The following is a 15,895-nucleotide window of genomic DNA, read 5'->3' as shown; positions in this document are numbered from 1 at the left end:
CGCCGCTATTTCTGGGAGGAGAGGCGCTCGGCCTCGTCCGCCTGGATGTCGCTGTCGATGACGGCCTGCAGGTCGCCGTCAAGAACCTGATCGAGGTTGTATGCCTTGTAGTTCGTGCGATGGTCGACGATTCTGTTCTCGGGGAAGTTGTATGTGCGGATCCGTTCGGATCTGTCCAGCGAACGGACCTGGGAATGCCTCATATCCGCGGCCTGGGCCGCCTCCTCCTCATGTTTCATCGCGAGCAGGCGGGATTTGAGCACCCTCAGCGCCGCCGCGCGATTCTGGATCTGGGACTTCTCATCCTGCATGCTCACAACTATTCCCGTAGGGATATGCGTCATGCGCACGGCGGAATACGTCGTGTTCACCGACTGTCCACCAGGTCCGGAGCTCATGAAGATGTCGATTTTGAGGTCCTTGGGATCTATGGTGATCTCATCATCATCGTCATCCGCTTCGGGGAAGACGATTACTCCGGCGGCCGAGGTCTGGATGCGGCCCTGCGACTCGGTCACCGGTATGCGTTGGACGCGATGGACGCCGCCTTCGTATTTGAGGCTGGCCCACACGCCTTCCTGCGGTGTCGGCGACCCCTTGGCTCTGATGGCGACCTGGATGTCCTTGACCCCGCCCAGTTCGGTTCTGTTCTCGCTTTGCACGCTGACCGACCAGCCGCGCTTCTCCGCGTACCGTCCGTACATCCGCAGGAGGTCGCCGGCGAAGAGGGCGGCCTCCTCGCCTCCCGTTCCGGCCTTGATCTCCATGATGACGTCACGCGCGTCATCCGGATCACGCGGGATAAGCGCCGTCCGCAGCTTCTCCCGGGCCGCCTCCACCTGAGGCTCGAGGTCACGCGCCTCCTGGGCGAAATCCTCGTCCTCGGATGCCATCTCCCGGGCCGCCTCGCAGTCATCCTCCAACGCCCGATAGCGACGATAGGCGGAGACGATGGATCCCAACTCCGCATGGCGTCTACCCAATTTGCGCATCGCGTTCGGGTCCGACGCGATGTCAGGCTGGCTCATGCGCGCCTCCAGAGCCTCATACTCCTCGACCGCCGTAAGCGCCGCCGGAAAATCCGCTTCCGCCATCCTCACATCCCTTCCACGCGGACACACGTCCGCCAAACATACGTCGACGAAGCATGTCCGACGACGTCACCGGTCCATAACACTGGTCCACATACGATGACGCCAGTCCCCGCACGGCGATGAATGGCCGGAGGCATGGGACTGGCGTCGAGAAAGCTACTTGCTCTTCTTGCCGTAGCGACGCTCGAAACGAGCGACACGGCCACCGGTGTCAAGAATCTTCTGCTTGCCGGTGTAGAAGGGGTGGCACTTGGCGCACACGTCGACGGTCATGTGGTCACCCTGCGCGGTGGAACGCGTCACGAAGGTGTTGCCGCATGAGCATGTGACCTGCACGGCATGATAATCGGGATGGATGCCCTGCTTCATTGGATACTCCTCGGGGTTCGGGGGACCCGGGTCGCCTTGCCCCTGTGGCAGGCGTGAACCGGAACCTTGGCAATTGTAGACACGTCCGTGGACTCCGCGTGGACGGTGAGCCATGGGGATAAACCCATTACACGCCCGGCATGTCCGACCATGTCCCACAGGAAAAGAAGCAACCCTTGGAACCTCAATGATTCCAAGGGTTTCTGAGTGGGGCCCCAGGGGCTTGAACCCTGGACCGACGGATTATGAGTCCGCTGCTCTAACCGACTGAGCTAGGGCCCCATGCCGCGACGGATGGCACCGCCAATCGACAACGGCACTAGTCTAGCAACACCCCTCTAGCAACACCCCATACCAGCACGACACGGAAGCAACCGGCGCAATCAGGACTGGTCCACGTCGCCCGACACCTCACGCCCCGACGCGAAACGGTACAGCGCCCCGGTGCGCGCGATGGCCACATACAGCCACCAGCCCATCACTCCGGCGATCAGGATTCCGCCAACCATCTCGCTGATCATATGGATGGTCATATAAGCCATCGACCTCCCCTGATACATCGTGACGATGAGATACACCCCATATTCGAAAGCCGTCAACGCTCCCGACGCCACCGACATGGCGGGCGAGAAACGGCGGTATCGAGTCACAGCGAAGGGAATCTCCGAGGCCAGACCCTGGAGGAGCGCGGAAAGAATAACCGAGGACACGGGATAGGGGTTGCCCAGAACCATCTCTGTGAGCGATCCGACGACGTTAACGAACACTGCGGCCCCCGGCTTGCGGATGATCAACAGCGCCAGTGGCCCGGAAAAGTACCACAATGCGTGAAGGATGCTGGCGAAGCCAGGAAGAAGGTCACGAAGAATCGGGGCGATGACCACATACACGTAATTGAATCCCCAGAAGACCAGGCCACACGCCACTCCGAGCGCGGCGGCCACCGCGATGTCGACGGTGCGCCATCGAAGGTCGGCGCCGGAGACCGATCGCGGAGCATTGGGCTCGGGAACCCGCTCCGGACTGGATCCTGCGGAACCGGGCAGGGACGCGGCCCGAAAGGATGGGGAAAGTTGTGGACGATCGGCGGATGCCTTCATAAGGGCATGCTTGAACATAGCGCTCCTTACGCCAAGTGGCCGCGCACAGCGATGATGGGGATGCCCCCCAACGACGCCCCTTGACCTGCGCGGTCCACGGGCGGAGACGCCACGCGCCACTGTATCAGCGTCCATCAACCCTGCGTGGCCCATTGCGCGGCAGGAGGCATTAGCTCCTTGCCGTGAGGTACTCCAATGGGTTGTCGATGAAAGCCCTTAATCCGATCTCGGCTGCGCCCCATAATGCGGGACGCATGGTCCTGTCGGGAAGAAGGACGTGAACCTGGGATTCCGGATATCCCAGAACCTGCGTCCGCGATCTGTCCTCGATGCGCCGGGCCAGCCCTCCCCCGAACTTCTCCCATATTCCGCCGAGAACGACCGTATCCACATCCAAAATGTTAACCGCGGATGCGACAACGGAGGCCATCGCCTCAACAGCCATGTCCACCGTGGTCATGGAGGCCTCGTCACCTGCGTTCCACCGTTTGATCAGCTCGTCCACCGCCTCGATCCTCGCCGACTGGTCCCCCGACGCGATTCCCGCGGACTTCACAAGCGCTTTTCTTCCCGCATACGTCTCGAGGCATCCATGCCTGCCACAGTGGCACAAAGGACCGTCAATGTCGACGGATACATGGCCCAGCTCCCCAGCGAATCCATGGTCTCCGTAGACGACATGACCGTCACGGACCAGAGCTCCGCCGATGCCGACATCGGTGGATATGTAGATGAAGGAATCCGTGGGGCCCACGATGCCCCCGCTCGTCCGCCGCGTCGCGTAACCCGGAATCTGCGCCAACGCCGCGAAGTTCGCCTCATTGCCCGCCTTGGGGGAAAGCCGCCTCACCACCGGGAACTCATCCAGGTCCAACCTCTCCCACCCCAAATTCCTCGCGGCCATCAGACGGCCATCATCCGTTACGAGCCCCGGAAGGGCAAGTCCCGAACCGGTCACCTGGTATCCCCTGTCGTCAAGCGTGCCCTGCAGCGACGCAAGCATCGAATCGAGCCTGGAAAATATGTCCCCCGGGTCGACCGAGGACATGGGCTGGGACTCCCATTCCTCGCCCACCTTGTCGCCGTTGATGTCAAGAGCCATGCATCCGAACCCGTCGGTGTTGACCTGCATGCCGATGCCGCAGAGTCTTCCCCCCGCCAACATCAGGGGGGTGCTGGGCCTCCCATTGGAGGGAAGCGACGACGGCTCCCCCTCCTTGACGACTCCTCCGTCGATCAGCAATGGAACGAGAAGCGACATCGTTGCCTTCGTCAATCCAGTGGCCTTGGCAAGCTCGGCACGGCTGAGAAAGGACGTCGACCTGAGGAGTGTGTCCATCACCACGGAAAGATTATGGTTACGCAGGTCGTCCTGGTTGATGCTTCTTAACTTCGTCATGCGACACGCTCCGTTTTCCCCGTCAAACAATGTGACCGCAGATTCCCCGTTCCCCCGCACGCCCGCGGGACACAACCCCCGATCCGCGCAGTCCAACCATAATCCATCGTGCGGCAGGCATATGACGCCGTCTCGTATCCGCGATGCGTGTGGTCGTCATTGCGACATGGCCGAAAGGCCGAAACTGCATAGTTCATAGATTTAACTATACTGGCATCAGTATCCACCTAGCCAAAGAGGGTCGATCACTTGGACGTTCGAAGGCTTCTCTCGCAGAGGACATGAATCAAGGAGATGTCAATGTCAAGAATCCTCGTCGCTGGAATCGACACATCCACACAGTCCTGCAAGGTTCGCGTCACGGACGCCATGACCGGTGCGGTCGTGAGGTTCGGACATGCCAAGCACCCCGACGGAACCAGCATAGATCCGGAACGATGGTGGAACGCGTTCCGCGAGGCCGCCGACATGGCGGGAGGCCTTGATGACGTGGCCGCGCTGTCCGTAGGCGGACAGCAACATGGCATGGTGCTCCTCGATCGCGCAGGAATCCCCGTGAGGGATGCTCTCCTCTGGAACGACACACGCTCCGCACTCGAGGCGGAGCAGCTTGTGTCGGATCTGGGCAGGGAGCCCCGGGCCGACGACGAGGACGGTCTCAGCAACGATCCCGTGATGCGCGGCCGCCAGCGGTGGGTCCACGCCGTGGGTTCCTCACCCGTCGCATCTCTGACCATCACCAAACTCACCTGGGTCGCGCAGCACGAGCCTGGCAATGCGGCGCGGGCCGCGGCGGTATGCCTTCCTCACGACTGGCTTTCGTGGCGGATCGCGGGGCATGGGCCGGTAAGCCAAGGCGCGGCAGCGCTGGACGCCTTGGTGACGGATAGGTCGGACGCGTCCGGAACGGGATATTTCGATTCGTCCAATAATCTCTACAGACGCGATCTCCTGTCACTCGCCTTCGGCAGGGACGACCTCGTCCTCCCACACGCGCTCGGCCCCCATGAGACCGCGGGGATCGCCGACCCCTCGGTGGCAGGCAGGGACGTCCCCGGCGGATGCGTCATCGCGCCCGGGGGCGGAGACAACGCGATGGCCTCTTTGGGATTGCCGATGACCGTGGGCGACGTGTCCATCTCATTGGGCACCTCCGGAGTCGCCGCGGCGATCTCTCCCTCCCCCGCCTATGACATGACGGCAGCGGTCACCGGTTTCGCCGACTGCACCGGACACTGGCTCCCCCTGGCCTGCACCATCAATGGGTCTCGTATCACCGATGCGGGATGCCACATTCTGGATGTCGACTACGACAGGTTCTCCGAGCTCGCCCTCGCCGCCGAACCAGGAGCCAGCGGCATCACGCTCATACCCTATTTCGAGGGCGAGCGCACTCCGAATCGACCTGACGCCACAGCGACCCTGCATGGACTGACACTGGGCAATTCCACACCATCGAACGTCGCCCGCGCATTCGTTGAAGGCATGCTGTGCTCACAACGCGACTGTCTTGAGTTGGTTCGCGGTCTGGGCGTGGACATCCGAAGGGTTCTGCTGATCGGAGGCGGAGCGCGCTCCCAGGCCGTGCGGTCGCTTGCGCCCGGCATCCTGGAGCATGACGTGCTTCTGCCCGCGACGGACGAGTACGTGGCCATTGGGGCCGCCCGCCAGGCCGCTTGGACGTTGTCGGGCGAGGATCTCCCGCCCCGTTGGGACATACGCATCGACGACGTTCTCACCGGCGAGCCCGCTCCCCAGGTGTACGAGGCATATGCTCGCCGTCGGGGATGACCGCAGACGCAACGACCCACACGGCCACCACGACGGCATCGTTCTTTCCAGCGACACCGTTCATACCGTCCACACCATCCATTCGCGCATCTCCCCCGACGTCATCCATGACACCACTTCGCCTTTCAGCAGCTCCGCCGTTCCGCGAACCCGCACGACACAGCGCCCGTCACAGATCCGGAAGACTCACATCCACGTCAGGGTCGCTATCCGTGTAGGGGCTGGTGCCGGTGACGTTGTCCCCACGGTTCGGGTTCGGCTTCGGCTGGCGGGGTCGCGAGTCCCCGTATCGGGCCTTCACCATGTCGGCATGGGTCGGCGTTCTCACGGCGTCGGGCGAACGCAGCGCCGCGAACTCCCTGCGCAACACGGGAAGGACCTCCGAGCCCAGGATGTCCATCTGCTCGAGCACCGCCGATGCGGGCAGCCCGGCATGATCGACGAAGAACATCTGGCGCGCGTAGTCGCCATATATCTCATGCTGCCGGAGCACTCTGTCGATGATCTGCTGCGGGGACCCGACGAGGAGAGGAGTCTCGCTCATCATCGTCTCCAACGAGGGGCCGCCCTTGTACACCGGTGATTCGTCGAAATAGGGACGGAACTCACGCACGGCATTCTGGGAGTTGGGCCGCACATAAACCTGGGCCGCGACCCCGACAACGGCCTGCTGGCGCGTGCCGTGTCCCCAGTGCTCGAAACGCTCCCTGTACAGGGCCACAAGCCTGCGGAAATGGTCCTCGGGCCAGAAGATGCCGTTGGCGAAGAATCCATTGCCGTAGAAGGCCGCCTGCTCGGCGATCTCCGGCGTACGGATCGACCCATGCCAGACGAAGGGCGGCACGTCGTCCAGAGGTCGTGGAATCGAGGTGAATCCCTGGAGGGGAGTTCTGTATTGACCCTTCCAGTCGACGACGTCCTCATGCCACAGACGGTGCAGCAGATTGTAGTTCTCCAAGGCCAACGGAAGCCCCTCACGGATATCCTTGCCAAACCACGGATAGACCGGTGCGGTGTTTCCCCGCCCCAGCATCAGATCGACGCGGCCTTGGGCGATATGCTGCAGAACGGCGTACTCCTCGGCGAGACGAACGGGATCGTTGGTGGTGATCAGCGTCGTCGACGTCGACACCGTCAGCCGGGTCGTCCGCGCCGCCACCGCCGCGAGGAAGGTGGTCGGCGATGACGACCAGAAGGGCGGGTTGTGGTGCTCGCCCATCGCGTATACGTCGAATCCCGCCTCCTCGGCGTGGACTGCCTCGTTGAGGGAGTCGATCAACCGTTGGCCCTCGCTGGGGGTTTCTCCGCTGACGGGATCTCTCGTCACATCCGAGACGCTCATGATTCCGAATTCCATGTCTCCGGGACGTGCCACCGGCGGCATGCTTTTGTTGGCGTCGATTATCGCCGCGATCTGTTCCTCGGCACTGGCCATGACGATCTCCTTAGATGCCGTTCTACGGCTGTGGCATGCGGTTTACCCGCTTGATGATGGCCTCAATCTATCATCGCGGGTCCGTGCTTCAGCTACGTATTCGCCGTAGGCATACCTCTTTTCGACATATATCATCTCGGGAAGCCCTCGGAAGCAGGGATTATCAGACGGGGACCACTAGACACGCAAACGAGACGACGAACCCCGGCGCGTCTCACATCAGAGACGTACCGGGGTTCGAACACGACATCAGACGGACTACTAGGACCGTCAACTCCCACCGTCAGTCGGCGATGCCCAGATCGCCGTTGTAGTCGATATCCTTCGTCTCGTGGGTCAGCAGAAGCGCGATCAGGGTCAGAACGGACGCGGCCGCGAGATACACGCCGACCATCCAGGTGCTTCCACCCGCGGAACTCCACAGGGCCGTGGCGATGATCGGGGCGAGCGCCGCGCCGAGGATCGAGCTCACGTTGTAGGCGATGGCCGAGCCCGTGTAACGCACATTCGTGGGGAACATCTCGGGAAGCAGTGCACCCATCGGTCCGAAGGTGAAGCCCATCAGGGTGAATCCCAGAATAAGGAACGCCTCCACAAGCGCGCCGGAGAACGAGGTTCCGCTCTTGTCATCCAGGAAGATGGGGAACATCAGCGCGAAAACGATGATGATGGCCGTCACCCAGATGAGGAGCTTGCGTCTTCCCAACACATCGGCCAAAGGCCCTGACAGCAGAGTGAACAGGCCGAAGAACACGACCCCGATGATCTGCATGAGCACGAAATCGGTGTACGCAATCCCCAGTCCCGCAGGCGATGCCGACGAGGATGCCGTTCCGTAGGTCAGGCTGAAGGTCGTCATGAGGTAGAAAAGCACATAGGTCGCCAACATGGCGAAGGTTCCCAGCACCACAGCCTTGAAATGATGACGCAGGGTGTCGAACAACGGCACTTTCACGATCACGCCGCGCTTCTCGGCCTGCTTGAACGTCTCGGACTCGGCGAGCTTGGAGCGCACCCACAGTCCGATGGCCACCATGACCGCGCTGAACAGGAACGGGATGCGCCATCCCCACGACAGGAAAGCGTCCGACTGCATCGCGGAGCCATCGGGATGCGGCAGCGAGTAGTTGATGATGAGGAACAGTCCGTTGGCGATGATGAACCCGATGGGAGCTCCCAGCTGAGGGAAGGTCCCATACAGGGCCCTTTTGCTCGCAGGCGCGTTCTCCGTGGCCACAAGAGCGGCTCCCGACCACTCGCCACCGAGAGCGAACCCTTGGGTCAGTCGCAGGATGAGCAGCAACGCGGGGGCGAAAATCCCCACTTGGGCGTAGGTGGGAAGGATCCCCACGCAGAAGGTGGCGATGCCCATGGTGAGCAGGCAGGCCACCAGAGTCGCCTTGCGCCCCTTCTTGTCACCCATGTGCCCATAGAAGATCGCGCCCACGGGCCGAGCGACCATGGCCGCTCCGAACACACCGAACGACGCCAGAAGCGCCGCGGTGTGGTTGACGGAGGGGAAGAACAACTTTGGAAAGACCAGAACCGCGGCCGTCGCGTACACATAGAAGTCATAGAACTCGACGGTTGTTCCCACAAGACTCGCGCCGATCACCTCGGCCGGGGAATTAAGCGGTTTATTGCCCGCCGCGGCGTCGCCGGACGCCTGCGGCTGTGATACTGAGGACACTGTCCTGATACCTCTCTCTTTTTTCCTTCACTGCAAAGGACACCCATGATGCGGGGCCTCGAATAAGCCCACGCCGACTGTCGGCGTCCACGTCGCCACCCTGATGGGATGACGAGGGCCACAGTCGACGCGACGGATGTCCTTATGGGACGTGTCGCCCGGCAATGATACGACACGACACACGCCGCAGTCCAGAGATTTCCACCATGAAAAACCCCACGTACCGTAATGTGAGGCATGTCACAGTCATGCCCATGCGGTCATGCCGAACTCGGCCATGGCGGCAGGACCGCGAGCAGACACACGAATCCGGCCGCCGGACACGCCCAACCCCTAAGACGCGCCCAGCGACCAGCAGATCAGGACTCCTGTTCCAGCCAGTAGTCAAGCGCCTTCAACGGCTGGGCCTCGTACTTCTCCGTGAACTCCCTGACCAATTGGGGATCGTCATGCTCCGACAGATGCATGTACATCGTCGTGAAAGGCATGTCCCCTGTGAGCTTGACGTCGATAACCGACGGACGGTCCGCGGCCTTGGCGGCGGCGAAAGCCTCGCGCGCATCGTCAAGTGTGCGCACCGTGAATCCCAAGGCCCCGTATCCCTCACCGACCTTCGCCCAGTCGGTGTCGATCAGATCCACTCCCGACAGCGGCTGATGGGAGTCGTCGCGCTGTTCGGCCTCGATGAAGCCCAGCGTGCGATTCGTGAAAACCACGTTGATGACGGGGAGGCCATACTTGACCTGTGCGAGGATCTCCTCGCTCATCATCGCGAAGCCCCCATCACCACTCAGTGAATACACGGTGGACTCCGGATACTCCAGCTTCGCCGCGATCGACGCCGGAACCGCATACCCCATCGTCGCGTGCTTGCCGGAGGTGGACCACTTGTTTGTTGGGATCAGATGGGCCAATCGAGCGAAATTGATGTTCACGTTCCCCACGTCGATCATGATGATGTCATGGGGATCGGTCTGCTCGTTCATGATGTGGAATATCGGCTCCGGACGCAGAGGAACGCGCGGGTCCTCGTTGAACGACGCGATCCAATCCTCCCAGTTGCGCTTGTTCGCGAGGCATGCGCGGTAGAACGGCGTCTCCGGCAGCTCCTCGCCCGCGTCGATCATCTCACGCAAGGTGATCTTCGCGTCGGCGAGTATGGCGACGGCCATCTGCGACTGAAGACGCTTGCCCAGCTTATCGGGATCGTTGTCGATCTGGATGATTCTGGCGCCGGGACCAACGATTTTGGACGCGAAGGGGTTGTCATTGCCCACCCACACGATGAGATCCGCCGCGAATCCCGCCTCCGTGGCCGGCTTCGTGGCAACGCGCCCGGACGAACCAAGGAACGCCGGATCGACATCCTCGACCACACCCTTGCTGGGATGCGTCGACACCATCGGCATCTTGAATTTGCGTGACATCTCAACCAACTCGTCATGCGCCGTGGACGCACCTCGGCCGAACCACAGAAGAGGCGCCTTGGCGTCATGGATCAGCGACACCGCCTCATGAACCAGATCGGGGTGCGGGCGCACCGGCAAAGGCTTGCGGAAGTTGCGCGCCGTGGCCACATCACGCATCTCGATCGGAGTCCACGCCAAATCCTTGGGAATTGTGACGACCGCGACACCGGAATGTTTGTAGGCCTGCCTCACCGCCTCGTCGATAAGGGCGGGAAGCCCCTGGGCGTTGGTGGCAGTGCGGTTGAACACGGCCACGTCGGCGAAGATGGGCTCCTCATCCATGGCCTGGAAGAAATCGATGTTCATGAACTCCAACGGAACCTGCCCGACAAGCGCCAAGACGGGAACATGGTCCTCACGCGCGTCATACAGGCCATTGAGAAGATGGACCGCCCCCGGGCCGGAGGATCCGAAGCACACTCCGATGCGTCCGGTGAGCTTGGCCTCGGCCGAGGCCGCGATGGCGCCGGCCTCCTCATGACGAACCTGAATGAAGTCGATGCGCTCGCGTTCGTTGTGGATGGCGTTCATCATCGAATCGAACGAGCCTCCGGGAAGCCCGTAGATGCGTGGGACGCCCCATTCCTCCAGAACCCTGAGGACAGCATCTCCAGCGTTGATCATCTGTGCCATGAATACCTCCTTGTATCCGTCGGTGACATGCGCGCTTTCCCGCGGCACGTACTACAAGCACAATAGGGCTCGGCATTACGGCCACCAGCGTAAATCCCCAAGGCCTGTGGCCAACATCACACACAATCCATACGTCGCGACGCAGCCGGCCATAGACGGCTCCGCATCAAGGGACGCGGCGCCGAAACGACATGGGGCGCCGGAAACCCATGATTATGGATTTCCGACGCCCCGGCCGCAGCACGGATCCGTCACGTCATCCGGCGACGGACATCACCATTAGATGACAAACAACGACGTCACGCGGTGCGGACATGCTCGACGAAAGCCTGCGCGTATGCCTTGAGGAAGTCCTCCGAGCTCTCGTTCGCCTTTCCATCGGCGTCAAGACCGGCGGTGGCATTGAAATAGACCTCCGGCTGTCCCAGAACCTTCATGCCAAGGAACAAAAGGACGTTGCGAAGCTGTCCCTGAGCCTGGCTAGCGCCCAGCGCCCCGATCGAAGCGCCAACAAGTCCAGCGGGCTTGCCCGCGAACGAACTCTTGCCCCACGGACGGGACGCCCAGTCGATCGCGTTCTTGATGACTCCGGAGAAGCTTCTGTTGTATTCGGGAGTGACGAACAGAACGCCGTCGGACTCCTCGACAAGCCTTTTGAGCTCCACGACCTTCGAGGGGAGGTCTCCGTCAAGGTCCTGGTTGTACAACGGAAGGTCGAGGTCCGCGTAACGGAACTCGACACCTTCGGGAGCCAGACGCTCGATGTTCTTGGCGAGCGCATTGTTGACGGATTCCTTGCGCAGAGATCCGACGAATACCGCGATTGTGGTCATAACATCCTCTTTTACATGACTGTGGCTGACATGGTTGTATAGGGTTGGTCTCATGACGCTCTGATGCGGATTCCCGCCGGCGTCCCCTCGACCGACATCGTCCATGCTAAAACGGCGACGACGCGGTCCACCGATTGTGCTCTGGGAGGACAGAAGGAAATGCCCGTTCGGGAATCGTTTTCGCACTCTTCCGCGATCAAGCGACTGCACGTCATCGGACCACCATCATGGGTGGTGGAGGAGTTCAGACACGGCCTCGAACGCGGCAGTGGGGGTCGGAACCATCCGGGACGGGATGATTCATGGCATATCAGCGCGCACGACGGACTGTCTCCCGTCATCGACCTGACCGATGGAGACGGTTTGTGGTCATCCCCCGGGTCGCTGATCGCGCTTGGGGACTGGCGCAGGCGCGCCGGCCTGCCACGGCCGCGTGTGAAGGCCCCTCCGGCGGACGTCATGGCCCGACTTCCCTATTCTCTGACACGGCATCATATCGTGGTCGCCCACGCCCGTGACATCCTCTCCGGTCAGGCGTTCACGGGGTCGCCATCACCGTCGTGGACTTTCCCCGACGATCTGGAACAACGACCCTGGTCCCGCGTGGCGTCGGGGCGCGTTGGTGGATTCCGCGCCGCGAGAAGGACGGCCACCGATCTTCGCACCGCTCTGTCCGAGTCTCCAGGCGAATCGCTGATCGAGATCTCCGAAAACGTGGAGGGCTTGGTCGAAGAGTGGTGCGCCATCGTTGATCCGGCCGACGCCGCGGTCCTCGCCTGCTGCGGCACATGCGTCCATCGCCGGGCCGGCGGCGCGGACATCATCACCGTGTTCGACGGAGCCCGGTTCGAAGCTTCGCACCGGGCGGCCGTTATGGCGACGGCGTCGACGATCGGGGCCACGCTACGGGCCATATTGAGGCCCCCACCGTCACAAACCCCGATAGGAACTTCACTGCGCGGGTCGCAGGGATCGGGCGTGGATACGGCAACGTCTCCTCCGCCCGTCAGCCTTCTCCTGGCCTTCCGCGGCGGCTCCCCGGAACCCGTTGTTCTTGAGATCGACCCGGTATGGTGCACAACGCCCTACCCCTTTGGTCCGAAGGGCATGAACGCGTTCGCGGACGCCATCCGCCGCTGCCGTGTGGATGCGTCGTCCTCGGCCGAACCATTCGAATGGATTCCCGACCCGTGGATGACGCGGGAGTTCGCGCGCCGCTATCGAGGGTTCCCTACTCCTGTGGGCGAAACCCACGCGTAGCGATAACTCAACCTGATGAACGTGCAGCCGTGGAGCGCCTCACAATCAGCGAGGATTGGAACATCAGCTCCGCGGAAGCCGCATCCTCCGCGAAACCACTATCGGCAATCGCCGATACAGCCGCGGAGCTCATAGGGATGATCGGCTGTCTAATCGTCGTCAAAGCGGGGTCAAGGTACGGCGCTGCCGCAAAATCGTCGAAACCCACTATCGACAAATCCTCAGGCACCCGCAAACCGCGAGAATGCGAAGCCAGAAGCGCCCCAAGAGCGAATGATGCGCTGGAACACACTATGGCCGTGCACCCTTGATCGATAAGCGCGATGGCGGCCGCCTGCCCACCCTCGACGCTCGAGAGAGACGATACACACCGGGCATGCGTGCCGAGACCATGCCCTTTCATCACATCAAGAAAAGCCACCTTCTTACGTTCCGCGTCAAGATATCGCATCGGCCCGACGACAAGTCCGATGTCCTCATGTCCCAAATCCGACAGATGGGCCACAACTGACTTCATCGCCGAGACGTTGTCCAGAGAAATGAACACCCCCGGTATCTGGGAAGAAAATCCGTTGATAAGCACCAACCTCGCTCCTGAATTATGCAGGCGCACATATGGAGATTTGTCCGATGTCGTATCCCCATGAAGGCCGTCGATGAAGATGGCAGCAACGACACCATAATCAATCAACCTGGAAATCATGGCGCTTTCACTGCTCCCAGAGAATCTCTGGGAGCAGAGAAGAGATCCATATCCGTGTCTGCTTAGGGCTATCTCGATAGATTCCAAATACTGGGGATAGACAGGGTTGTCGAGATCGGGAAGAACCACTCCGACCAAGCCATCTGAATGCGGCTGGGCGGAGGGGGGTCGGCGGTATCCCAATTCGTCGAGCGCATTGAGCACGGTCCTCCTCGTGTCAGATGCGACCACGCTCTTGCCGTTGAGAACGCGTGAGATGGTCGCCGAACTCAGACCCGTTTTCGCTGCCAGATCCGCAAGGGTAACCCGCCGTCTCCCATGCGACGTGAGAATCCCGGATTTCCCACTGCCGTTCGCTGGCCGCGTCATAAAATTTCACCAACATTCTCCGGGCAAGGACCCGTTGATTGCCTGATAATGAACTCCGAGCGAAAGGACAGACGTCCCACATCCACCGACCCCGAAACCGAATACTCATACAGGATCTGAGCCACGGCCCTGCTCACCCTCGCAAAAGGCATCCGGATGGTTGTGAGCTCGGGAGACTGCAAAGCGGCTTCAATGGAGTCCCCATACCCGACGACGGACAGTTCCTCGGGAACTTTCAGCCCCATACGAGAAGCCTCGTGGATGACGGCGGAAGCGAGCATATCCGTCGAGCAGACCACGGCAGTCGCACCATGTCCTTGAAGGGTTCGAAGAGCGTTGGCAGCTGCGTCCGGAGTATGGTCAACATCGAGGAACATGGCGGCGGAATCCGCTCGGCGTCGGACCAAAGCCTCCCGAAAGTCGCGTCTCCTCCCCCTGTTCCCAAAGAGTTGGGAATCACCGGAAAGAAAAACAATCCGCCTATGTCCCAATTCGTCAAGGTGTATCACGCACGCTTCGTAGGCATCGCGATCGTCGGCCACGAGAACGACACGACATCTGAGATCAGGGACATGAACCGTCAACATGGCCGAAGTGCCACAGGACGACGGAGGTCGATCCACACCTCCTGAGATGACCACGGCCGCCCCATCGTCAGGATCCTCTGCGACCGGCAAATCCCGACCTGGCGACCATACGGAAACCGAAGGACTCAACCCCCGTATCAGAGGCTCTGCAAGTATTCGATGAAGGAGCGCAAGAGAGACCGGCTCATAGACGTCAGACACCGCCACATCGACGTTCACGTCCCCTCCTTTGGGCATGCCCTGCCTTACGGGCATATCTCCACAACTCTTATGCCATTATGCCTCACAAAGCCAAGTACCGAAGTCACGCGCCGGCCGGATCCGTCAAGCCCGACCGGCAAAGGACAAAACTCACGATTCCCTGAAGTTGGGAAGGAGGCATCCCATCGTCCATCGGAACGCATACCTCAACCTCACCCTGAGCCTCGGCCACAAAGAGGGCTGGATCGTTGCAATCAGCGATTCCGACCGTTCGGTATCCACGTCTTCCCGACGCTCCGGCCCAACCATGGTCGGCAACCACCAGTCCGGGGTGCGTCCCCGTGGCATCGAGACGGCCAATGACCTCTTCCATGAAATTCGGCTCGTGGGTATGCATCAGGTTCCCATTCCGATAACGCATCATCACCCCCTCGACCTGTCTTACCTCGCCGGGTTCGGGTGCGTCGACGGTCAACGTCGTTCCGGTGACGGGATTGTCGGATCCCGTGATCGATCCGAGGGAGATCACAGGACACCCCTGCACCCGCACCGCTCGCGCGATGGGGGCATAAATCCAAGCAAGACAGGAAGGATGCCCAGTGGCAAACAGGAACGTCTCCCCCCGGGAGACGGAGTCGCGAATCGTTTGAGCATAACGTTCCAGAGCACTGACCGTCAGGTCGGGATCTATGATGTCCTGTCCTTCATCGAAATTCGGGTCGTCGCTTATGCCCACCCTTTGATGCATAAGGCCCAGCAACGCCGCCTCATCCCATTCGTCATGGATATCCACTCCGAACATGTAATGGGAGTCACGACGGGCAAGCGCCCGTAAATTATTGATGTTGCTGGATCTATCGGTCGGCACCCGACCTGCGATCCTACGGTCGACGAGATCCTTGCGTAGATCGTCCACGGACATCGTCATCTGCTTGTCGTTGTATTCCACCGTATATCCTTTT

13 protein-coding genes and 1 tRNA gene are annotated in these 15,895 nt (G+C 61.2%); 2 read left to right on the top strand and 12 right to left on the bottom strand.

Annotated features, from left to right (window positions below; translation table 11 throughout):
* Nucleotides 1-5: 5 nt before the first annotated feature.
* The 5 genes from prfA to Q1X90_RS01170 form a co-directional block, all read right to left on the bottom strand.
* Nucleotides 6-1,094, bottom strand: coding sequence for a peptide chain release factor 1 (gene prfA / locus Q1X90_RS01190; protein ID WP_300765833.1), 1,089 nt, complete (start codon nt 1,092-1,094; stop codon nt 6-8).
* Between the two features lie 156 nt (nt 1,095-1,250).
* Entirely contained in the window at nt 1,251-1,463 is a 213-nt protein-coding gene (gene rpmE / locus Q1X90_RS01185; protein ID WP_026647570.1) for a 50S ribosomal protein L31, read from the bottom strand.
* A gap of 208 nt (nt 1,464-1,671) precedes the next feature.
* Nucleotides 1,672-1,745, bottom strand: a tRNA-Ile gene (locus Q1X90_RS01180).
* Nucleotides 1,746-1,846: 101 nt separating this feature from the next.
* Nucleotides 1,847-2,581, bottom strand: a complete 735-nt coding sequence (locus tag Q1X90_RS01175) for an ECF transporter S component (RefSeq protein ID WP_300765832.1) — start codon at nt 2,579-2,581, stop codon at nt 1,847-1,849.
* 151 nt (nt 2,582-2,732) lie between these two features.
* Nucleotides 2,733-3,962 carry an ROK family protein gene (locus Q1X90_RS01170; protein WP_300765831.1) on the bottom strand — a complete coding sequence of 410 codons (1,230 nt, stop codon included), beginning with the start codon at nt 3,960-3,962 and terminating at the stop codon, nt 2,733-2,735.
* 300 nt (nt 3,963-4,262) lie between these two features.
* Between Q1X90_RS01170 and Q1X90_RS01165 the strand changes: the two genes are divergently transcribed.
* Nucleotides 4,263-5,753, top strand: a complete 1,491-nt coding sequence (locus tag Q1X90_RS01165) for an FGGY family carbohydrate kinase (protein ID WP_300765830.1) — start codon at nt 4,263-4,265, stop codon at nt 5,751-5,753.
* A gap of 169 nt (nt 5,754-5,922) precedes the next feature.
* Here Q1X90_RS01165 and Q1X90_RS01160 read toward each other — a convergent pair whose 3' ends face one another.
* The 4 genes from Q1X90_RS01160 to Q1X90_RS01145 all read right to left on the bottom strand — a co-directional run bounded on the left by Q1X90_RS01160 (nt 5,923) and on the right by Q1X90_RS01145 (nt 11,813).
* The gene (locus Q1X90_RS01160; protein ID WP_300765829.1) at nt 5,923-7,188 is read right to left on the bottom strand and encodes a CE1758 family FMN-dependent luciferase-like monooxygenase; all 1,266 of its coding nucleotides are present in this window, start codon (nt 7,186-7,188) and stop codon (nt 5,923-5,925) included.
* Between the two features lie 283 nt (nt 7,189-7,471).
* Complete coding sequence (locus Q1X90_RS01155) at nt 7,472-8,878, bottom strand: MFS transporter (RefSeq protein ID WP_300765828.1); 1,407 nt, start codon at nt 8,876-8,878, stop codon at nt 7,472-7,474.
* 359 nt (nt 8,879-9,237) lie between these two features.
* On the bottom strand, nt 9,238-10,980 hold the full coding sequence (gene spxB, locus Q1X90_RS01150; protein WP_300765827.1) for a pyruvate oxidase: 1,743 nt from the start codon (nt 10,978-10,980) through the stop codon (nt 9,238-9,240).
* 299 nt (nt 10,981-11,279) lie between these two features.
* On the bottom strand, nt 11,280-11,813 hold the full coding sequence (locus Q1X90_RS01145) for an NAD(P)H-dependent oxidoreductase (RefSeq protein WP_300765826.1): 534 nt from the start codon (nt 11,811-11,813) through the stop codon (nt 11,280-11,282).
* Between the two features lie 63 nt (nt 11,814-11,876).
* On the opposite strand from Q1X90_RS01145, the gene Q1X90_RS01140 reads away from it, so the two are divergent.
* Entirely contained in the window at nt 11,877-13,073 is a 1,197-nt protein-coding gene (locus tag Q1X90_RS01140; RefSeq protein WP_300765825.1) for a hypothetical protein, read from the top strand.
* A gap of 7 nt (nt 13,074-13,080) precedes the next feature.
* On the opposite strand, the gene Q1X90_RS01135 is transcribed toward Q1X90_RS01140, so the two are convergent.
* Genes Q1X90_RS01135 through Q1X90_RS01125 form a run of 3 tightly spaced genes read right to left on the bottom strand, consistent with a single transcriptional unit; the run spans nt 13,081 to nt 15,882 of the window.
* On the bottom strand, nt 13,081-14,145 hold the full coding sequence (locus Q1X90_RS01135; protein ID WP_300765824.1) for a LacI family DNA-binding transcriptional regulator: 1,065 nt from the start codon (nt 14,143-14,145) through the stop codon (nt 13,081-13,083).
* On the bottom strand, nt 14,142-14,987 hold the full coding sequence (locus Q1X90_RS01130) for a substrate-binding domain-containing protein (protein ID WP_300765823.1): 846 nt from the start codon (nt 14,985-14,987) through the stop codon (nt 14,142-14,144). Before Q1X90_RS01130 ends, Q1X90_RS01135 begins: the two co-directional genes overlap by 4 nt.
* Before the next feature lie 49 nt (nt 14,988-15,036).
* Complete coding sequence (locus Q1X90_RS01125; protein WP_300765822.1) at nt 15,037-15,882, bottom strand: phosphatase; 846 nt, start codon at nt 15,880-15,882, stop codon at nt 15,037-15,039.
* Between the last annotated feature and the right edge of the window lie 13 nt (nt 15,883-15,895).

Origin of the sequence: uncultured Bifidobacterium sp. (assembly GCF_949292005.1) — a bacterium.
In the GTDB taxonomy this organism is placed as follows: Bacteria; Actinomycetota; Actinomycetes; order Actinomycetales; family Bifidobacteriaceae; genus Bifidobacterium.
The sequence above is the reverse complement of the archived record's forward strand: the minus strand, read 5'-3'. Positions and strand labels throughout refer to the sequence as shown.

What these genes read in the sequence shown, in the direction of transcription:
- Q1X90_RS01160 (WP_300765829.1), bottom strand. Translation starts at nt 7,188, where the DNA reads ATGGCCAGTGCCGAGGAACAGATCGCGGCGATAATCGACGCCAACAAA.
- prfA (WP_300765833.1), bottom strand. Translation starts at nt 1,094, where the DNA reads ATGGCGGAAGCGGATTTTCCGGCGGCGCTTACGGCGGTCGAGGAGTAT.
- Q1X90_RS01130 (WP_300765823.1), bottom strand. Translation starts at nt 14,987, where the DNA reads ATGCCCGTAAGGCAGGGCATGCCCAAAGGAGGGGACGTGAACGTCGAT.
- Q1X90_RS01140 (WP_300765825.1), top strand. Translation starts at nt 11,877, where the DNA reads ATGCGGATTCCCGCCGGCGTCCCCTCGACCGACATCGTCCATGCTAAA.
- Q1X90_RS01135 (WP_300765824.1), bottom strand. Translation starts at nt 14,145, where the DNA reads ATGACGCGGCCAGCGAACGGCAGTGGGAAATCCGGGATTCTCACGTCG.
- Q1X90_RS01175 (WP_300765832.1), bottom strand. Translation starts at nt 2,581, where the DNA reads ATGTTCAAGCATGCCCTTATGAAGGCATCCGCCGATCGTCCACAACTT.
- rpmE (WP_026647570.1), bottom strand. Translation starts at nt 1,463, where the DNA reads ATGAAGCAGGGCATCCATCCCGATTATCATGCCGTGCAGGTCACATGC.
- Q1X90_RS01145 (WP_300765826.1), bottom strand. Translation starts at nt 11,813, where the DNA reads ATGACCACAATCGCGGTATTCGTCGGATCTCTGCGCAAGGAATCCGTC.
- Q1X90_RS01165 (WP_300765830.1), top strand. Translation starts at nt 4,263, where the DNA reads ATGTCAAGAATCCTCGTCGCTGGAATCGACACATCCACACAGTCCTGC.
- spxB (WP_300765827.1), bottom strand. Translation starts at nt 10,980, where the DNA reads ATGGCACAGATGATCAACGCTGGAGATGCTGTCCTCAGGGTTCTGGAG.
- Q1X90_RS01170 (WP_300765831.1), bottom strand. Translation starts at nt 3,962, where the DNA reads ATGACGAAGTTAAGAAGCATCAACCAGGACGACCTGCGTAACCATAAT.